The organism is Arsenophonus apicola (assembly GCF_020268605.1).
GTDB lineage: Bacteria > Pseudomonadota > Gammaproteobacteria > Enterobacterales > Enterobacteriaceae > Arsenophonus > Arsenophonus apicola.
In genome coordinates, this window is the sequence record NZ_CP084222.1 from 1,945,497 (window position 1) to 1,964,702 (window position 19,206).

The following is a 19,206-nucleotide window of genomic DNA, read 5'->3' on the forward strand; positions in this document are numbered from 1 at the left end:
TAACTTACTCTATAGTTTGGTGATAGTATTTCATGCCGTTAACAACACGATATTTAGGCTAAAAACGATTAAAAAAACGTTATTATATTGAAATTTTTGTTCAAAGTGCCCATTATTCTAAAGGTCGGCATAAGCCGTCATATTAGAGGGTAAAATAAATTTTATGGAATGGATCGCTGATCCTACGATGTGGGCGGGGCTTCTTACTCTTATCGTACTCGAAATCGTGCTTGGCATTGATAATTTAGTTTTTATTGCGATCTTAGCGGATAAATTACCAGCCAAGTTACGTAATAAAGCAAGAATAACTGGTTTAACATGCGCACTATTTATGCGTGTTATCTTATTGTTTAGTCTTACTTTACTCGTTTCCTTAACCAATCCTATTATTAACATTTGGGATCACCCATTTAGCGCGCGCGATATATTAATGCTTGGTGGTGGACTTTTTCTGCTTTTTAAAGCCACTATGGAGCTTAATGAGCGGTTAGAAGGTAAAGATAAACAATCTGGCAAACAACGCAAAACGGCAAAATTTTGGGCTGTTGTAGCACAAATCATTGTATTAGATGCTATTTTTTCACTTGATTCAGTGATTACTGCCGTTGGTATGGTTGAACATATTGGCATTATGATTGCAGCAGTCACTATTGCAATGATCTTAATGATTATTGCTAGTAGACCATTAACCATGTTCGTTAATACCCATCCAACTATTGTTATTCTCTGCCTTAGTTTCTTACTTATGATCGGTTTTAGCTTAGTGGCTGAAGGATTCGGTTATCAGATACCGAAAGGCTATTTATACGCCGCTATTGGTTTCTCTATTATAATTGAATCGCTTAATCAATTTGCTTCCTTTAATCGACGCCGTTTTTTAAAAGGCACCAAATCACTACGCGAAAGAACTGCTGAAGCAGTATTGCGGGTTTTAGATGGTCAACATGAACGCGCTGAGTTAGATCATCGTACCTCTGATTTAATTTCTGATAATAATGGCATTTTTGATCCGCAAGAACGTCAAATGATTGTTCGTTTATTAGGATTCGCTCAACGTAATGTTAGTAGTATTATGACTTCACGCCATGACGTTGAATATATTGATATCAACAAACCTGCGGATAAGCTACTTTCGTTGTTAGAAAAAACACCCCATACACGTCTTGTTGTTACGGATGAATCAATAAGCGATGAGCCTGTCGGGGTTATACATGTTATCGACATATTAAATCAACAATTGAAAAAGCAAAAACTTAACTTACATGCCCTAATTACTCAACCACTAATTTTCCCTGAAGGTTTATCACTACTTCAAGCATTAGAGCAATTTCGTAAAGCGCATACCCATTTTGCCTTTATTGTTGATGAATTTGGCTCTGTTGAAGGAATTGTTACGCTGACAGATATTATGGAAACTATTGCCGGTAATATGCCAATCAGTGAAGAAGAGGTGGATTCTCGTCATGATATTCAACAATTAGAAGATAGTCGCTGGGTTGCTAATGGCTTTATGCCGTTAGAAGATTTGACCCTTTATGTGCCAATAACGCTTGATGAAAAACGTGAATATGAGACGATTGCCGGATTATTGATGGAGCACCTACAACGAATGCCGGTTGTCGGTGAACGTATCAAAATTGAAAACTGGATTTTTGAACCGTTAGAAGTAACCAGTCACCGCCTTAAAAAGGTGCTGATCACCCCCCTGCAACTGGCTAAAAAAGAAGTTAAAACAAAACATTAATCTAACATAATCTTAACGCGCTTAATTTAGCGCGTTAAATTTACTAGAAAGATTTAGCTTAAACTAATTTTGCGATTGAGCTTCTTTTTCTAACCAACTATCTAATGCTTTTTTAGCTTGAGATTGAAGCTCATCACGCAGCAATTTTTCAATATTCAATTGATATTGTAAATTTTGCCATTTACCATAAATACGCAGAGGAATTACCAATTTTTTCAATTTATTAATAAAATTATCATCCCCATGCCAGCCTTTATGAATATTAACCTGCAATTTTACGTCTGCTGATTTACTCGCTAAATTTAGCCAACCGTTACCATCGAGATTGATAGCGTCAGAAGAAGCAACCAAATTTGAGAACGATAACAGACCTTTGTTAAGTTTTGTATCAACGTTTAAATTTTCAATTTGAGTATTATCTGCCTGATTTTGCGGAGTATCAACTTTATCAGTAAGACGTGAAAAAGCGTGTTGGATCAGTGAAGCTATATTTAATCCTGTTAATTGCGCCTTGGATAACGTCACATTAGCAGTACCGGACCAAAAATTTAGCACCGCAAATTTACCATAACCAAGCCCTGATAATTTCGCAGCTAGCACCAGAGAACCATCTAGTTTAGTAGGCATGTTAAATGCTTGAAGTAAAGGAGCCAACTTAACCTTATTAAATCTGGGTTTAGCCGTGACAATAACCGGACTATTTTCATAATTCAAACTAATAGGTAGCTCAAAATTGCCACCTAATAATCCACCTTCTAGCTGACTAATATTTAATAAAGTTTTTTTATTGGTTATCTTAGATTGGAAGCCATCTATAATTAAACCTCGATATATAAGTTTATCGGCAGAAATTGTCGCTTGAAATGGAAATTGTTTTAAATAACTTAAATCATAACTATCTGTTTTAGCTGTCGCAATAACAGGCTTAGTACTTGTTTGTGGTATTATCTTTATCTCTGCCAAAGGCTGCAATAGGGGTTGCCAACCTAAAATTTTATCTAGATCCAGTTTAGCGGAAGCAATATTTAATTGATAATCTGGCGATTTACCTAAATGAGCAACTAGACTGCCAGTTAAATGATTATCGTTAATATTAATAGCTAAATTAGAAAGGGTTAATACGGGTTGCTGCTCACGCCAATAATCAAACAATAAAGTTGCATTACCACTAATTCCATCTGTTGGTAAATTAATACCACTCATCTTATATTCTAATTGATTAATTTCGCCAGTGATTTGATGCGGATAATCTGTAATATTTAGCTTACTTTTTAAAGAAAAAGTTAGATCTTGCTGATCCTTACTCACATTGCTACTAAAGTTAACTTTAATGAAATGATCATCTTGCCTACTCAGTGACAACATAATATTACGCATGTTTAACTGGCTATCATTATTCAACTGCCAAATTAACAGACTATCGGTCAATGTAATTTTATTAATCTCAAATAACCTTTTATTATCAATATTATTTTTTCTACTAATATGATCAAGGCTTTCTGGTGCAATGGGAGCATCTTGATTTAATTTTGCTTCACTATCAGGAGTTGAGCGCAAAACTGCACCACTAATTACAATCTCTTCAACCGAAAGTTGGTGGGAAATTAATGGCCATAACGAGACATCAAGCCGCATGTTATCTGCACTAATTGCTGGCTTAGTCGCGCCTGGCGCAGTGAGTGAAATCGGCCCAGTAATAATACTTAACCTGGGCCATACATGCCAACGCATTTCGCCTTGAAAAACCAAATGATAGCCACTTTTTTGTTCAACTTTATCAATTAAATAGTGCCGAAAATCATTGGGATTAACAAGCAACACTAGCGCCGTTAATCCTGCAAAAATAACCACCATCAGGATAACTAATGTTGTCAGAAATCGTTTCATCACTGTCTCCATCAATGGTACTCAAGCAACCAATTAATGACTTCATCTTTAGATAGCTTATTTCCCGTAAGCTGAGAAAATAGAATTATTTTGGTTATAGCATGATCTTAGGAAAACAACGAATTAATTAACTTAAAACATCACAATTTATGATTGTTTTTACCCTCCTCGCTAATTCTACTCCCTACTGCACCTTGTTGATTTTTATATTTTGCGTCCTGACGACGATTATAGGGACGATCAGCCGAACCGGATAATGCTTCAAAACTTAATGCGCCAATAACCATACCTGGTCGTAACGCCAATGGCAGTTTACCTGAATTATAAAACTCTAGCACAATTTGACCACACCAGCCGGGATCAATACGGTGAGCAGTGACATGCACCATTAATCCCAAGCGAGCAAGAGAGGAACGACCATCAAGCCAACCAACTACATTATCAGGTAAGGTAACTGATTCTAAAGTGACCGCCAATGCTAATTCACCTGGGTGTAAAAAAAACGCATCATAATGGTTTAAGGTAATTTCATCACTCATCACCCGATCCAATGCAGCATTAACTTCATTTTTTGGCCCACTAAGATCGATATAAGGTGCAGTATAGCCCTGAAATACTCGAAATTTATTGCCTAAACAAACATCAACTGTTGCCCCATTGATTCGTTCGATTGATGGGCGTGGTTCAATAACCAATTTCTTTTCATCAAGCCATTTGACTATATCGCGGTCACAAAGTCGCATTTTTCCATCTCCTTGCGAGAATGCCTAATCTGTTTATAGATTTACTGGCAGAACTCCCCTATTTTAGCTTTTAGAATATCAATCGCCACCCGATTTTTTCCGCCTCGAGGGACAATAATATCTGCATACTGTTTTGATGGCTCAATAAACTGAAGAAACATTGGACGGACTGTTTTAGTATATTGTTCAATAACAGAATCTAATGTTCGCCCGCGTTCATTTACATCGCGTTTAATTCTTCTTACTAAGCAAATATCCAATGGCGTATCAACATAAATGGCAAAATCCATATTCTTACGTAAACGCTTATCCGTTAATAATAAAATACCTTCAATAATAATAACTTTTTTAGGCTGAAAAAAAATAGTCTCACGCTTACGTGTATGCTGAGTATAATCATATTGCGGCAGATCAATGCCTTTTCCGCTCTTCAACAATTGAAGATGATAAAAAAGCAGATCATGATCCATTGAGTTTGGGTGGTCATAGTTTACTTTCACTCGTTCTTCCATCGGAATATCATGTTGATCTCGATAGTAACAATCTTCAGTAATCACCCCAATATTGTGGTCACCCACCTGAGTACGTAATTCATGATAAAGCGTTTTCGCAATAAGACTTTTACCCGATGCTGAAGCACCTGATATACCTACAATAGCGCACTTATGTGCTGTATCAGCCATTTTAAATAACCTGAATTTGAATAAAGAAATTAATATAATTAAATATTATGATCGCCGGAATTATAAGGGGTTATTTTAGTATCTTCCAGCATTTAAAATTAGGTCTAGCTAATTTTATAACAAGACCTAACAATAATTATCACCTTACCTCTATTTTCAATCAATAAGTCATGGGATTAATCAGTTTAAATAGTGCGAAAAGCAATCTCTGTGGGAATTTTTTCCCCAGCCCAGAACATTTGAGCAGAAATCGCCGAGGCTATTTCCCGATAGATATCAGCAAATTCCCCATCTGGATCTCGAATAACCGTTGGTTGACCTTGGTCTAAATCCTCACGCAGCGAAATATGTAACGGTATCTTACCTAATAGCTTACACTGGTATTTTTTCGCCAATCTTTCTGCTCCACCAAAACCAAAAATAGGCTCTATGTGACCGCAATTGCTACAAATATGGAGACTCATATTTTCAACAATTCCTAATACCGGCACTTTTACTTTGTCAAACATCGCAATGCCTTTCATCGCATCAAGCAAAGCAATATCTTGTGGTGTAGTAACAACAATTGCAGCCGTAACGGGTATATTCTGTGATAATGTTAATTGGATATCACCGGTTCCCGGAGGCATATCAACGACTAAATAATCTAATTCTGGCCATTCGGTATCCTGTAACATTTGCATCAAAGCTTTGCTAGCCATTGGACCACGCCATATCATCGCATTATCATCATTAACCAAATAACCAATTGAATTAGTTGCCAGACCATAAGCCATTATAGGTACCATATGATGCCCATCTGGTGAGGTGGGCCGCTGATTTTTAGTTGCCAACATAGTCGGAATAGAGGGACCATAAATATCCGCATCCAGAATACCTACCTTCGCGCCTTCTTGCGCCAATGCTAACGCTAAATTCACTGTCGTGGTTGATTTGCCAACTCCCCCTTTACCTGAGCTGATCGCAATAATGTTGCGCACTCCATTAACGCCTGGCAAATCATTCACTCTACGTAATGTACTGATATTATGACGTAATTTCCACTCTACGGCTTGCGCACCGGCTATTTTTCGTAATTGTGATGTTTTCTGTTCAATTAATAGTTTAAAAGGTGTTTTCCAGGCAAACGGCATCACTAATTCAATATGCAAAACATCTTCCAATAACACACAATGATATAATGCTTTTAATTTACTCAGATTACTTTGCAGTGTAGGATGGGAAAATGTGTCCAAAACCTCAGCGACTTGCTGAGTTATCTGTTCTGGCTTTATCTGTTCGAAGGATCCTGAATTCATCGCAGCTCCTTTTATTAGTATTAAATTATCAACAATTGATCACGGCATCATACCAGAGAACAATTTAATTAAGATAAATAGATAATGAAAACGACACTTATCAAGCAAAATTACGATAAAATAATGATAGATTAGTCATGTTTAGGCCTAGCCGGAAAAAACACAATCGGTTAACATCAATTATTGTTCAATTTTTATGGAAGTTAGATCCTTATTATGTCTCAAGTCGCGAAAAATCTTTTGGTAACCTGTGCGTTACCTTATGCTAACGGTTCAATTCACCTTGGCCATATGTTAGAGCATATTCAGGCCGATATTTGGGTTCGTTATCAACGAATGCGCGGCAAACAAGTTTACTTTATCTGTGCCGATGACGCCCATGGCACGCCAATCATGCTAAAAGCTCAGCAATTAGGTATAACGCCTGGGGAAATGATTAGTAAAGTAAATCAGGAACATCAACACGATCTTGCTGACTTTGCTATCAGTTATGATAATTATCATTCAACTCATAGTGTAGAAAATAAAACTTTATCTGAACAAATTTATTTGACACTAAAAAAGAACGGTTTTATCCAAAGCAAAACAATCTCACAACTTTATGATCCTAAGCAAGGAATGTTTCTACCCGATCGCTTTGTTAAAGGGAGTTGCCCCAAATGCCAGGCTGCTGATCAATACGGTGATAATTGTGAAGTCTGCGGTGCTACTTATAACCCAACGGAGCTAATTAATCCCCATTCGGTGATTTCGGGTGCGACGCCTGAAATGCGCAATACAGAGCATTTTTTCTTTGATTTACCTGCATTTAGTAATATGTTGCAAACTTGGACGCGCTCAGGTGCTTTACAGCCACAAGTGGCGAATAAAATGCAAGAGTGGTTTGAGGCGGGTTTACAGCAATGGGATATTACTCGTGACGCCCCTTACTTTGGTTTTGGAATTCCTAATGAGCCTGGCAAATATTTTTACGTCTGGTTAGACGCACCAATTGGTTATATGGGAACATTCAAAAATCTATGTGAAAAACAACCGAATATTGATTTTGCTAGTTATTGGCAGCAAGATTCTACTGCCGATCTTTATCACTTTATCGGCAAAGATATTGTCTACTTCCATAGTCTATTTTGGCCAGCAATATTAGAAGGTAGTGGTTATCGTAAACCTACCAATATCTTTGTTCACGGTTATATCACTGTTAATGGCGCAAAAATGTCCAAATCACGAGGTACTTTTATTACCGCGCGCGCCTATTTAGATCAACTGGATGCTGATTGTTTGCGTTACTATTATGCTGCTAAGCTTTCTTCGCGCATTGATGATATTGATCTTAACTTAGAAGACTTTGTCCAACGGGTAAATAGCGACATTGTTAATAAAGTTGTCAATCTTGCAGCACGCAATGCCGGATTCATCACTAAACGCTTTCATAGTAAGTTATCATCGCGCCTTGCTGCTCCCGAACTTTACCAGCAATTTATTGCCGCCGCAGACAAAATTGGTCAAGAGTTTTGTCAACGTGAATATAATAAAGCGATTCGTGAAATTATGTTACTTGCCGATTTGGCCAATCGATATATCGATGAGCAGGCACCCTGGGTAGTTGCCAAGCAAGAAGGACGCGAACAAGATTTGCATGACATATGTTCTATGGGTATCAATTTATTCCGTGTGCTAATGACTTATTTAAAACCCATATTACCGGGACTTACCAGCCGGACAGAAACTTTTTTAAATATTTCACTCAACTGGGATGATATCAGCAATCCATTGTTAAATCATGAAATTACGCCATTCAAAACCTTATTCCAGCGAATTGAAATGAACAATATAACCGCGATGTTAGCGGCATCTAGCGAAAATATAACGGCACAAACAATGACTAATCAATTAGATGCAGAAAATCCTAGCCAAGATGTAATTAGTTTTGATGACTTTAACAAAGTAGACTTACGAGTGGCTCTAATTAAGCAAGCTGATTTAGTCGAAGGCTCCGATAAGCTGCTCAAACTACAATTAGATTTAGGTGATAGCTGCCGACAAGTTTTTTCGGGTATTCGTACAGCGTATCCGGATCCTAAAGTATTGGAAGGCCGCTTAACGATTATGGTCGCTAATTTAGCGCCAAGAAAAATGCGCTTTGGTGTTTCCGAAGGAATGGTATTAGCAGCCGGACCTGGTAACAAAGATATTTTTCTATTAAGTCCTGATGCTGGCGCCAAACCTGGTATGCAGGTAAAATAAATTAATAATAAATACATTAAATAAAAATGGCGACAATACTATTTTCGCCATTTTAAACTCACTTATTACACCAGCCTAACCCATTAAATGGGTTAATTGTATTAGCAGTATGTTTTGTTATAGGACTGGTATTATGTTGTTTGTTAAAAATATTCTTTATATTAGTTGGCAGTATCTACGTGCTTTTTTACTCATTTATCTCTGCCTAATAATAGGAAACCTAATTTCAACTCTACTGCCTTTTTCTTTGCCAGGTAGTATAATCGGTATGCTGATCTTATTTAGCATGTTAACAATACAGATCATACCGGTAGAATGGATACAGCCGGGTTGTCATTTATTACTAAAAAATATTACCATGCTATTTATTCCTATCGGAGTAGGCATAATGAATTATTATGATAAGCTCAGCCAACAAATTATCCCTATTTTGCTTTCGTGCATTGTTAGTACATTGATTATTATGATTATAGTTGCTTATAGCTCACATTATATTCATCGTGAAACTAACATAAATACCTTGGATAATTATAAACAACAGAGAAAAAAACAAAATTCAGCCCCAAAAAATAGGCCAAATAACGAGTAATAATAATGATAAATCATATCTGGTGGTCACTACCATTTACCATTATTGTTTTCTTATTAGCAAGAAGATTATTCCAAAAATATAAACTGATCATTCTAAATCCTTTGCTGATTTCAATCAGCATCATTGTTCCTATTTTATTAATAACGCAGACTTCTTACGACCATTATTTCTCTGGTAGTCGTATTCTGAATGATTTGTTACAGCCGGCAGTTGTTGCCTTAGCTTTGCCATTATATGAACAGTTACATCAGATTCGCGCCCAATGGAAATCCATTATTAGCGTTTGTTTTATTGGTAGTCTTATTGCCATGGTAACCGGAACCGCAATTGCCTTATGGACAGGAGCAACCGTCGAAATGGCCGCTTCAATACTGCCAAAATCAGTGACAACACCCATTGCTATGGCTGTATCAGAGGCCATTGGCGGCGTGCCTGCCATCAGTGCCGCTTGTGTGATCTTAGTTGGTATTTTTGGTGCTATGTTTGGGCAGTTACTGTTTAATCTATTGCGGATAAAAAACCCTATTGCTCGAGGATTAGCGATGGGAGCAGCCTCACATGCCGTGGGTACGGCGCGCAGCGCCGAGATAAACTACATTGAAGGTGCATATAGTTCTCTTGCATTGATGACTTGTGGCATTATTACTTCATTAATTGCGCCTTTTATTTTTCCTTTACTAATGGAATTATTAAATTAAATTATTATCGATAAAACGACTCAGCAAAACTATAAACACTTTCGCTATTTTTATAGGCAAGAAAATCTAACCTCACTAGCAAGCCCTAACTTTAATTTTAGGCTTTATAATAAAGTCGAATAAATTAAAATCAAATCTAGCGTATAACTACAGCGATCTTGGACAAGGCGTTCGATCAATTTATTGACGGTAATTTCTGCTCGTTTGAATATCATATTTACAAACTTACTCCCTTCTGACTATTATAAGTCTTATCTAACAATAAACTGTTAAATTAATCAGGAAGCCGCATGATCATAAGTAAAATAGTTAGAGTTGAGCAGTTTTTCTCTATCCTTTAATCTATAGGCATAGGTGATGAGGAAATTTCTTATTTATAGTTTACTTATTATTATAGTGACAGCAATTGTTGCCACTCTGGCATTCGATCGGTGGATTAGCTGGAAAACTAATGATTATATCTATGATGATGTAAAAAAATTGCCGCCACGTACTGTTGGCATGATATTGGGCACCGCAAAATATTATTCCGCCGGCTTACCTAATGAGTACTATAAGTATCGAATTCAAGGCGCCATAAATGCTTACAATAGCGGTAAAATAAAATACTTACTCGTTAGTGGTGATAATGCACATTACAATTACAATGAACCGATCACCATGCGCAGAGATTTGATCGCTGCTGGTATACCGGCTGCAAAAATTGTACTGGATTTTGCCGGCTTTCGAACATTAGATTCGGTTATCCGAACTCGCCAAGTGTTTGCCACCAACAACTTTACTATTATTACCCAACGTTTTCATTGTGAAAGGGCACTCTTTATCGCTATAAAAAAAGGGATAGATGCACAGTGCTATGCAGTTTCTTCACCTAAAAAAATCATTAAAGTTCGTTTACGCGAAGTTTTTGCCCGTATTAATGCTCTGATTGATCTTTATATATTAAAAAGTGAACCCCGTTTTTTAGGTCAACAAGAGTCTATTCCTGCACCGATAAAAATGCCTGAGGGGATCAAAGGATATCCGGCCGTTTTACCTGATGAACTCAAATAATATTAGCCAGTTCAATTAGCACATTTATTGGTTAAATAACCCCATAACCACTCTATCGGGCCTTGAGTAAAATACTTCAACCAACATACAGCAAATAAAATATTAATCAGCCAATCAGCGATACAAAAAGAAGTAATTCAATGCGACTAAATTGAGCAAAAAAACCTAGACGATAAAAAATAGTTGTACAGATTAATGTCTGTAATAAATAGCTAGTTAAAGCCATACGACCTATTGATTGTAGCCATCTAATAATAAAGATATTTTTTATTTGCGGCCAAAAACCATAAATAATAGCAATATAACCAGCAACTTGAATCGGAATAATTAGCTGATTAATAACAAATCCTAATAGGCCAGTGGCTATATAATTCCACTCATAGTAATACTGAATTGCTATAGAAAATAATTGAATAATAATAGTTACCGGGATTAACCAATATGCAACATAGCGATAATGAAATAAAGAAAAATGCCCAGTCAACCATCCGTTTCTTATTAATGCTGACCCCATTATCATGAGTGCCAATAACTGCCAACCATAGCCGATCACTAGCAAAATTAATCTCTGTGCGACCGATTCAGCCCGATATAAAAAAGCTTGCCATCCACCAGCTATTTTAATGTTAATTTCTTCAATAAAATTATTTTCTGCAAAATACCAAAAGGACGAGGCATCAGTAAAATAACTAAAACTGGAAAAAATAATTAAGCCAGATAAATAGATAACAATAGATTTATAATATAACTGTCTAAGGCTATTAAAATAAATAATTTTTATGGCTAATAGCCCCATCAAAGCATAAGGCAAGAGAATATCACCATCCCATAATCCAATGCCATGTATTAAACCAATAATAGCCAACACAAATAGCCGGATTTGATTCCAATATAAACCCTGTTTAGACAAAAATTCTAAGCTTGCACCAAATAACAAACTAAAAATTGCCAGAAATTTTCCCTGAACAAATATATGTAAATACACCCAGCACCAAATATCGCCGGCCGTCGTGCCAGCAGATAAACTGGATTCACATAAGCTAATTGAGGTAGTGCAAAGCCAAAAATATTTATCAATAAAATAGCTAAAATAGCGCTTCCGCGCAGCAGATCAATTTGCTTAATCCGCTGCCAGTTAGCTGTAATAACAAACATTAATTAGCCGTTACGCAGGCGAGAAATGTTACGTAAAAATTCCTGACGGGTATTTTGACTAGATTTAAATAAACCGCCTAGCGAGGTTGTCATTGTGCTACTGCTTACATCACGAACGCCTCTAGCTTTAACGCAATAATGAACGGCATCGATTGTAACAGCAACATTAGCTGTGCCTAATAAAGTTTGAAGCGCAATTAAAATTTGTTGAGTTAAACGCTCCTGAACTTGTGGGCGGTGAGAAAAGAATTGAACAATGCGATTAATTTTAGATAAACCAACTACCTTATCCTTGGGAATATAGGCCACTGTCGCCTTACCATCGATGGTAACAAAATGATGCTCACAAACACTGGTTAACGTAATATCACGAACCGTAACCATTTCGTCGAAATCCATTTTGTTTTCGATCAAGGTAATCTTAGGGAAGTTATTATAATCAAGCCCGGAGAAAATTTCGTCGACATACATTTTAGCAACGCGCTTCGGTGTTTCTACTAAGCTATCATCGCTAAGGTCGAGATTAAGTAAACGCATAATTTCACCCATATGCGCTTCAATCTGTTGTTTACGCTCATTTACACAAAGAGATTGGCCACAAAGTGGAGTTTCAAGACCACGAGCTTCAAGTGCTTGACGAACAAGATGCGCTTCTTGACTTAGCGATGACATGCATTTCTCCAACAATAAAATTCAACATTTAACCAACTATATATTCAACCAATGGATACCATTATCCCTCGACAATAACCTATCCTAACAAAATATTTTTTATATCGCGCTAATTTTTCATATCAGAGTCACTATTTATCTTTTTTTACTAACCATTTATATAAAAATATCTATTTATTTTACTCTAAATAATCAATTTACTAACTATATCCTCATTTTAAACCCACTCAACGACGATTAACTTTTTGTTATAACATATGTGAGTTTTAACCAAAAAAATCTATTGCTGTAATATAACAGACAAAAATAGCTGTTATTGTCTTCGTTAACTTATTTGATTTGTTATTCACTTAAATAGCGTTAATTAAACAACTGTTGGTTAATCAACAGTTGTTAAGTCAATTATTTTGCTAACTGAAATAGATTTCATCATTAGATAGCAATTTATTTAATTCATGTAATTACTCCACCAAAGACGAAACTTCAAACCAATTAAACTACTCCAGCCAGTAGTGGTACTAACCACTTTGCCTTTATAAATAATGACAAAAGTTGGTGTTACACTAATGTGCCATTGAGCAGCATGGGCACCGGTTGGATCATTAACAGTTGGCATCATAAAGTGCTTTTGCCTCAAATAGTGCTGTACTTTAGCGTCATCGACTGAACGAAAGGCGACTGTTAATACATTACCACCGTTAGCCGCATAGTCCGCTATTTTTGGGCTAGTAAAACGACAAATGCCACACCAGCTAGCCCAAAAATAGAGCAATAGTGGTTGTTTGGCACTTAACTCTGCCAATGTTACTTGTTTTTCCGCTAGCGTTATTACGGTGTCACTAGCAAAATTATAGGGCGCTTGAGGAGCACGGAAATTATCCAGTAATAGAATAAAAATGACTAGGATCAACAAAAAAAACAGCCCCTCACGCAACCAACGATAAAATTTATTTGTCATTTAAGTTTTTCCAATTCTATTTTAACTATCCCTTGCAACTGTTCATAACTCACCGCACCACTCAGCACTTGAGAGCCAATCAATGTAGCAGGCGTACCTTGCACGTCGAGCTGTTGTGCTAGAGCCAAATTGTCGTTAATGGTATCCAGCGTTTGGCTATCAAACTGCATTAAATTAATACCAATTTTTTGCTCTGCTGCTTTGATACTGGCGTTATCATGATAACCTTTCTTGGCCATCAGACGATGGTGTAACAACCAAAACTTTTCCCTATCCTGTTTCCACAGGGAAAGCGCACTGCGCGCAGCTGTCACTGAACTTTGCGCTCGAAACGGTAGTGGTTTGATAATCAAAGCAACTTGCGGTTGAGACTGGACAATTTTTATCAGTAACGGATCAAATTGTTTACAAAAAGAACAGTTATAATCAGTAAAATAAACCATCACTAATTTAGCCTCAGCGGCGCCAAGACGTGGGCTATTCGGATCGTTAAATAGCCTATTTTGGTTTTGTTTAATTATTTTTTTCAACTGTTGCTGTCTTTGTTGTTGTCGCTGTTCACGATAAGCATTAGCCGCTTGTAACAGTATTTCCGGATTATTAACTAATGTTTCGCGAATCTGTTCTTGCAAAAAAGCTTTCTGTTCTAATGTAAACAAGTGATTATTAGCTAATGATGGCGTCGTCATTAGTAATAGCAGCAAAATGAGTTTTTTCATCTTACATTTCCTTTTGCCTGCTGCAAAATTTGCAATAAGTCATCTTTGTTCAACAAAGGCGATAGAATTTTCCCCTGCGTCAATCCAGGGCCATAAATCTGGTTGTAGGGAACCGCCAGCATACCGCGTTTTTGTAAAAATTGATTAATGGCGGCTGATGGCTGAGTCCAGTCACCACGCAATGCGACCACATCTTCAGCCTGTAGAGCTTTTTGCACATCGCTACCTAGCAAAACATTAAATTTGTTAGCTTTACAAGTAACGCACCAGTCAGCAGTTACATCGATGAATACCCGTTTATTCGCCGCTAGTGCCTGGTTAATTGCTGCTTCGGTTAATGGTTGCCAGCGGATCTCATCTTTCAGTGATTGCTTGCTGTAGTGTAAAGTAAGCATAACTAACCCAATAGCGAGCGCAGCACTTCCACACACAGTGATTGCCCAACGTAATGAATAATGACGTGCACAACTGAACAATAAAGCCGCTAGTATTAAAAAGCCCAAAAACAATGTCCAACTTGTACCGATAAATGCAGTGAGCAAACTAAGTAACCAGAGACAGGATGCCAGCATCATAGCAGCCAGCCCCTAGACGCAATTTATTCATCCAACGGCCAGGTCGAGGTAGCCGGAAAGCTAGCGTAGGTCTCACGGCAATTAATAACCAAGGTAAACTCATACCAATGCTCATTGCGATAAATAGTCCCCATAATTGCGGTAATGGTGCTGCCAGTGCAATAGCAACTGCAGTACCAAGAAAAGGAGCCGAACACGGTGTTGCTAGTAGCGTCGCAAATGCACCGTGTAAGAAATGGCCCACTAACCCATCAGCCTGCAAGTTTGCTAATCGTGTATTAAAATTAGTGGGTAAGCGGAAATAGAACAGTCCAAAGAGATTTGCACTAAATAGCAGGGTGACTATCACTAATAAAGCGATAAACCACGGATTCTGAAACTGAATACCCCAGCCTATTGCTTGATTGGTTAGCCGTAAAATCGTCATCAACAACGCAAGCGCCATAAAAGAGATAATAATACCGCCGCTTGAAGCCAAGAATTGTAATCTTACACTGCGACGATCACGCTGTTGCAGCTGTAAAATAGTGCTAAGCTTGAGACCTAACACTGGTAAAACACATGGCATAAAATTAAGGATCAAACCGCCTGCGATGGCGAATAACACAATCTGCCAAAGTGGCATTTGTAAGTGTTCAGAGGCTAGTGGCGCGCCAATGGTTACCGTGCTTTGCTGAGCAATGCCTTCATCCTCTATCACTAACGACAATGTTTTACCGGTCAAATCTGGTGCACCATCGCCCCACTCATCAGTCGCAGGTAAAGTGATCTGCAAACGTTGTCCTTGTAGTTGCAAAACTGGCTTACCAAGGCTGGCTCCATCTGGCATATCGACAAAAACTGCTGGTGCCTGCCAGCTAGCTACCCGTTCAGCCAGTACCTGCACTACACCGCTGCGATAACCTGCTGTTAGCTTTGCTAGTAATGCGTTTTCTTGTGGGATTTTACCCATCGCTGCAGCGTAATTATGGGCAAAGTTTGCATCAGTGGGTTGTTGTAGATCTAACGTGAAAGGATAATCGGTTAGAATACAGACGTTGCTGCAGGTTGACAATGTCAAGGTACCACTTAGCAGTGAGTCAGGTTTTGCTGTTAACTGGATCGGCAGGCTAACACCCTCATGATAGCCTTGAGTACTGATGCCAGAAACATCAAAGCGTTGTGGGGTTGGCCAAAACCATTTTGCCGCAATTGAATTATCGTGCCAGGTGATTTTCGGCGCAATCCCCCCCTCTCCCGGTGTTCGCCAGTAAGTTTTCCACCCCTCTTGTAAACGGATATCAAGTAAAAGGCGCGTAACGTCAGCTGCGTTATTGTCAGCGCGTAAACGAACTTCAGCATGACTATTTTGTAAGTTTTTAAGCCAACCGGTGTCGGCTGCAAAAGTAACTGGCAACCATAGCATAAGCAATGCCAGCAGGCTATTACGAAAAAAATTTAGCATATTTTATCTCCAAAAATGAAAATGACTAAGTAATAAACTTGTCAGTGTTCATTCCCGGAAATTACAGAGTCGTAAATGAATACGAAGTCGAGGAGATGAAAGTGGAATAGTAAAAGAGAGTAGTACAGCAAAGCGTGGGATAAATACCAGTAACGCTAATAACACACTAAAAATTAGTAGTAGCGCTTCTGTGATCTCAGGTGGGATACTCACTAAGGATTTAGTACTCAACTCACAAGGAGTCAGCGAATTATCAATATCATCCTGATGATCCTCTGCAAATACGGAGGTCTGCACGCTAGTTACCGGAGAAAATATCAACTGCCCCATAGCAATACGACTAATCATACAAATCATGACTATTAGGTATGCCAGGGCGAGAAACCATTTTGACAGTTGCTGCATTTTTCTCATGCTAACCTCGATAAAAACGAATGTTTATTCTAGCATTGACAATAAATTGTACAACCCTAGACTAGCTAAACAGACGTAATTATTTTATCAGCCTTGATAGTTAAATTAAATTAATCCATAAATAGGCGACAAAGAAGTTATCTACTTTGTCAATAAGCGAGATTATTGGCATAATACGCTGAAAATATTTGGCAAAATTATGCCAATATCAGTCAAAATGGTAGTCTTATTGGGAGCCAAATATGGAGCATGAGTATACCGGCGAATTATTATCGCTGAAGGAAGCATTAAATAATATATTGACTCTAACTACCCCGATCGCAGAAAAAGAAATTATCTCATTAACCGAATCGATTAATCGTATTACTGCTACAGAAATTATATCACCAATTAATGTCCCGCCATTGGATAACTCAGCTATGGATGGTTATGCAATACGCTTTAATGATTGGCATGATGCAACACCGTTGGTTATTGCCGGTAAAGCACTGGCTGGTTCTCCTTTTCGCGGTTCCCTGCCGGCGAAAACTTGTATCCGCATTATGACCGGAGCGCCGATCCCCACCGGAGTTGATACAGTCATCATGCAAGAAAACACCCGCCTAGCTGATAATGCCATCAGTTTTATACAACCAATAAAACCAGGCATTAATATTCGTTATGCCGGCGAAGATATTCGACAAGGTGATACCGTATTGCCAGTAGGAACAAAACTTTCCGCCACCCAAATATCCCTGATCGCCTCATTAGGAATAAGTCAGATAGAAGTTTTTCGCCAGTTGAAAGTGGCTATTTTCTCTACCGGCGATGAACTACAAACTATTGGTCAGCCACTGGTCGCAGGTCAAATCTATGATACCAATCGACTGGCAATACGCTTAATGTTGGAAAAAATGAACTGTCACGTGATTGATTTAGGTATTATTGCTGATGATCCTGACAAACTCTATCAAGCGTTTAAGCAAGCCGATCAACAAGCCGATTTGGTTATCAGTAGCGGGGGAGTGTCAGTGGGTGAAGCCGATTATACCAAGCAGATCCTTAATCAAATAGGCAGCATCAATTTCTGGCAACTGGCAATAAAACCTGGTAAACCATTTGCCTTCGGTAAACTAAAATCTGCCTGGTTTTGTGGCTTACCCGGTAATGCTGTTTCCGCTATAGTTACGTTTTATCAATTGGTACAACCTTTTATTAATCACCTCTGTGCCTTTAGCCAATGGCAAAGCACCCCCTATTTGAAAGCACGCGCCACTAGCCCGATAAAAACATCTCCTGGGCGCCTCGAGTTCCAACGCGGAATTGCCAAAGTTAATTCTCAAGGAGATTTAGAAGTAACACCGATGACACAACAAGGGTCACACATTTTGAGTTCTTTTAACCAAAGTAACTGTTTTATCGTTTTAGCGCAAAATCGTGGCATGGTTAACTTAGGTGAATTAGTTGATATTGAGTATTTTAATCATTTATTGATAAGTGAATAAGCATGGCTATTGAATTATCTGACCAAGAGATGCTGCGTTATAATCGCCAAATTATTTTACAAAACTTCGATTTTGACGGACAAGAAAAATTAAAAGCAGCGAAAGTATTGCTGGTTGGAGTGGGTGGTTTAGGTTGTGCCGCTGCTCAATATTTAGCTGCCGCAGGTGTGGGGCAGTTAACACTGCTGGATTTTGATACTGTCTCCCTATCAAATCTGCAACGGCAGATCCTCTATAACGAGCAATCTATCGGTAGCGCAAAGGTTGACTCGGCCAAAACCACATTAGTTAACATTAATCCATACATAAAAATTTCTACCGTTAATAAAAAACTAGCCGAACATGAACTTAATAATTTAATTAAGCGACAAGATGTGATTGTTGACTGTACGGATAATGTCACAATTCGCGAGCAACTTAATCGCCTATGTTTAACACTAAAACGCCCATTAGTATCCGGCGCAGCTATTCGCATGGAAGGACAACTGGTGGTATTAACTTATCAAGATAATACCCCCTGCTATCACTGTTTAAGTCGTTTATTTGGTGAAAATAATCTCTCCTGCATCGAAACCGGCGTTATGTCTCCACTGGTTGGTATTATTGGTAGCCTGCAAGCGATGGAAACACTAAAATTACTCACTAACTATGGTCAAATCATAAGCGGAAAAGTGCTATTTTATGATGCCATGTCAACCGAGTTCCACACGATCAATTTAATGCCTGATCCTAATTGTGAAATCTGTCAGAGAAACCAATTATAGGCTAATATTTATCGCCATGAGAGCAACAAAGCGCTTTTGGTACCATCTATTTTGTTAATGCTAACCAAGTGATGGAAAC

At 38.1% G+C, this 19,206-nt stretch carries 15 protein-coding genes and 2 pseudogenes; 7 read left to right on the forward strand and 10 right to left on the reverse strand.

From position 1 onward, the window contains the following. The first annotated feature begins 163 nt into the window (after positions 1 to 163). Entirely contained in the window at positions 164 to 1,744 is a 1,581-nt protein-coding gene (locus LDL57_RS09290) for a TerC family protein (RefSeq protein ID WP_180560798.1), read from the forward strand. A 63-nt stretch (positions 1,745 to 1,807) separates the two neighbouring features. On the opposite strand, the gene asmA is transcribed toward LDL57_RS09290, so the two are convergent. From asmA to apbC, 4 genes are all read right to left on the reverse strand, one after another. Next, a complete protein-coding gene (asmA, locus tag LDL57_RS09295; protein ID WP_225505491.1) occupies positions 1,808 to 3,631 on the reverse strand; it encodes an outer membrane assembly protein AsmA in 1,824 nt (607 codons plus the stop codon). A 140-nt stretch (positions 3,632 to 3,771) separates the two neighbouring features. Then, positions 3,772 to 4,374 carry a dCTP deaminase gene (gene dcd, locus LDL57_RS09300; protein ID WP_180560800.1) on the reverse strand — a complete coding sequence of 201 codons (603 nt, stop codon included), beginning with the start codon at positions 4,372 to 4,374 and terminating at the stop codon, positions 3,772 to 3,774. 41 nt (positions 4,375 to 4,415) lie between these two features. Further along, on the reverse strand, positions 4,416 to 5,057 hold the full coding sequence (udk, locus tag LDL57_RS09305; protein WP_180560801.1) for a uridine kinase: 642 nt from the start codon (positions 5,055 to 5,057) through the stop codon (positions 4,416 to 4,418). 185 nt (positions 5,058 to 5,242) lie between these two features. After that, positions 5,243 to 6,355 carry an iron-sulfur cluster carrier protein ApbC gene (apbC, locus tag LDL57_RS09310; RefSeq protein ID WP_225505492.1) on the reverse strand — a complete coding sequence of 371 codons (1,113 nt, stop codon included), beginning with the start codon at positions 6,353 to 6,355 and terminating at the stop codon, positions 5,243 to 5,245. A 216-nt stretch (positions 6,356 to 6,571) separates the two neighbouring features. Between apbC and metG the strand changes: the two genes are divergently transcribed. The 4 genes from metG (at position 6,572) to sanA (ending at position 10,942) form a co-directional block, all read left to right on the forward strand. Next, the gene (metG, locus tag LDL57_RS09315) at positions 6,572 to 8,599 is read left to right on the forward strand and encodes a methionine--tRNA ligase (protein WP_180560803.1); all 2,028 of its coding nucleotides are present in this window, start codon (positions 6,572 to 6,574) and stop codon (positions 8,597 to 8,599) included. Between the two features lie 133 nt (positions 8,600 to 8,732). Next, positions 8,733 to 9,188: a CidA/LrgA family protein gene (locus LDL57_RS09320; protein ID WP_370520704.1), complete on the forward strand. Its 456-nt coding sequence runs from the start codon at positions 8,733 to 8,735 to the stop codon at positions 9,186 to 9,188. Between the two features lie 5 nt (positions 9,189 to 9,193). Then, the gene (locus LDL57_RS09325; protein ID WP_180560804.1) at positions 9,194 to 9,889 is read left to right on the forward strand and encodes a CidB/LrgB family autolysis modulator; all 696 of its coding nucleotides are present in this window, start codon (positions 9,194 to 9,196) and stop codon (positions 9,887 to 9,889) included. 357 nt (positions 9,890 to 10,246) lie between these two features. After that, positions 10,247 to 10,942: an outer membrane permeability protein SanA gene (gene sanA / locus LDL57_RS09330; protein WP_180560805.1), complete on the forward strand. Its 696-nt coding sequence runs from the start codon at positions 10,247 to 10,249 to the stop codon at positions 10,940 to 10,942. Positions 10,943 to 10,953: 11 nt separating this feature from the next. Here the strand turns inward: sanA and LDL57_RS17770 are convergent. The 6 genes and pseudogenes from LDL57_RS17770 to LDL57_RS09360 all read right to left on the reverse strand — a co-directional run bounded on the left by LDL57_RS17770 (position 10,954) and on the right by LDL57_RS09360 (position 16,879). Next, positions 10,954 to 11,738, reverse strand: a pseudogene (locus LDL57_RS17770) (DUF418 domain-containing protein). A gap of 362 nt (positions 11,739 to 12,100) precedes the next feature. After that, positions 12,101 to 12,769, reverse strand: coding sequence for a GTP cyclohydrolase I FolE (gene folE, locus LDL57_RS09340; protein ID WP_225505494.1), 669 nt, complete (start codon positions 12,767 to 12,769; stop codon positions 12,101 to 12,103). Between the two features lie 448 nt (positions 12,770 to 13,217). After that, the gene (locus tag LDL57_RS09345) at positions 13,218 to 13,727 is read right to left on the reverse strand and encodes a protein disulfide oxidoreductase (protein ID WP_180560807.1); all 510 of its coding nucleotides are present in this window, start codon (positions 13,725 to 13,727) and stop codon (positions 13,218 to 13,220) included. After that, the gene (locus tag LDL57_RS09350) at positions 13,724 to 14,446 is read right to left on the reverse strand and encodes a DsbA family protein (protein ID WP_180560808.1); all 723 of its coding nucleotides are present in this window, start codon (positions 14,444 to 14,446) and stop codon (positions 13,724 to 13,726) included. Before LDL57_RS09350 ends, LDL57_RS09345 begins: the two co-directional genes overlap by 4 nt. Beyond that, positions 14,443 to 16,465, reverse strand: a pseudogene (locus LDL57_RS09355) (protein-disulfide reductase DsbD family protein). The gene LDL57_RS09350 and the pseudogene LDL57_RS09355 overlap by 4 nt, the downstream one beginning before the upstream one ends. 48 nt (positions 16,466 to 16,513) lie before the next feature. Continuing rightward, the gene (locus tag LDL57_RS09360) at positions 16,514 to 16,879 is read right to left on the reverse strand and encodes a copper resistance protein (protein WP_180560809.1); all 366 of its coding nucleotides are present in this window, start codon (positions 16,877 to 16,879) and stop codon (positions 16,514 to 16,516) included. 242 nt (positions 16,880 to 17,121) lie between these two features. Here LDL57_RS09360 and moeA point away from each other — a divergent pair, with 242 nt between their 5' ends. Both moeA and moeB read left to right on the forward strand, forming a co-directional pair. Further along, complete coding sequence (gene moeA / locus LDL57_RS09365) at positions 17,122 to 18,363, forward strand: molybdopterin molybdotransferase MoeA (RefSeq protein WP_180560810.1); 1,242 nt, start codon at positions 17,122 to 17,124, stop codon at positions 18,361 to 18,363. Positions 18,364 to 18,365: 2 nt separating this feature from the next. After that, positions 18,366 to 19,127: a molybdopterin-synthase adenylyltransferase MoeB gene (gene moeB / locus LDL57_RS09370; RefSeq protein WP_180560811.1), complete on the forward strand. Its 762-nt coding sequence runs from the start codon at positions 18,366 to 18,368 to the stop codon at positions 19,125 to 19,127. Positions 19,128 to 19,206 lie beyond the last annotated feature (79 nt).